This is a genomic window from Micromonospora sp. D75 (genome assembly GCF_018070405.1).
GTDB classification, from domain to species: domain Bacteria; phylum Actinomycetota; class Actinomycetes; order Mycobacteriales; family Micromonosporaceae; genus Micromonospora; species Micromonospora chalcea.
In genome coordinates, this window is the sequence record NZ_JAGPXV010001056.1 from 1 (window position 1) to 989 (window position 989).

A 989-nucleotide genomic window follows, 5' to 3' on the forward strand; every position below is an offset into this window, starting at 1 on the left:
ATGCGGCGCCGTCCCGCCTTGCCCGGCCGGCTTCGTGGACAGCGCCGCATTGAGCCCGGCGGGCTTCGCGGACGGCGCCGCATCGAGGTCGGCGGGCTTCGCGGAGGGCACCGCACCCGGCCCGGCCGGTTGCTCGGCGAGGGCGGGGGACGCGGTGCCGGAGTCGGCGGACCCGGCTGCCGGGGCGCCGTCCCGGGGATCGGTGGCGGTGCTTCCGGCCGCGTTCTCCGGCCCGCCCGGCGCGGCGTCGCGGTCCGGTCGATCGTCGGTCGCGACCGCATCCGCGCCGGCGGCGTCCTCACCCGGCGTCTCGCCGCCCGCCGGAGTGGACACGCCAGCCGGAGCGGCCGGTGTGGACGAGTCGGCAGGAGCGGAAACGGCGGGAGCGGACACGGCAGGCGGAACGGCCGGGGCAGCCGAGTCGGCGAGGGCCGTCGGAGTGGGCACGGGCACCCGGGCGGAACCGGAGACACGGGGAGCCGGGATACCGGCAGCCGGGCCGTCCGGCGTGGCCGGGGAGGGCGTACCCGCAGCGGGTGTGCTGATGGGGGCCTCGGGTGTCGCCGGGCGTTCGGCCACGGCGAAGGCGGACCAGGTCGACGGGGGAACTGTCGCGCCGGGCTGACGCCGGTCCAGCGGCGGGGCGTCCGCCGGGGTGCCCGCGCGGTACGTGGTTGGGCTCGACGGCGCCGCCGGCGGCTCGTCGCCTGCGGGAGGCGGTACGGCCGCCCCGGCGACGGTCACCCGTGCCCGCGCGACGGCCACCGGCCCGGGGCGGGCCGCTGCCGGGCTGTCGTCGGCAGGGTCGGCGGCGTCGGGCGTCGGTCCGGGGTGGACCTTCTCCGCCGGAACCTCGTGCTCGCCCATCTCGCCCCTCCGCACCTACGCTCGCCCCCGACCGTGGCGCCGGCCGAAAGTGCCTGGATCTCACCGTGCCATATTCCGGCCCGGGCGCACAGCCGGAGTGCGGGTTGGGTCAGTCGGCGCTG

1 pseudogene is annotated in these 989 nt (G+C 79.0%); it reads right to left on the reverse strand.

The window, feature by feature from the left end:
- Nucleotides 1–867 (reverse strand): annotated as a pseudogene (locus KBX39_RS31940) (hypothetical protein); the annotation flags it as partial.
- Nucleotides 868–989: the final 122 nt, after the last annotated feature.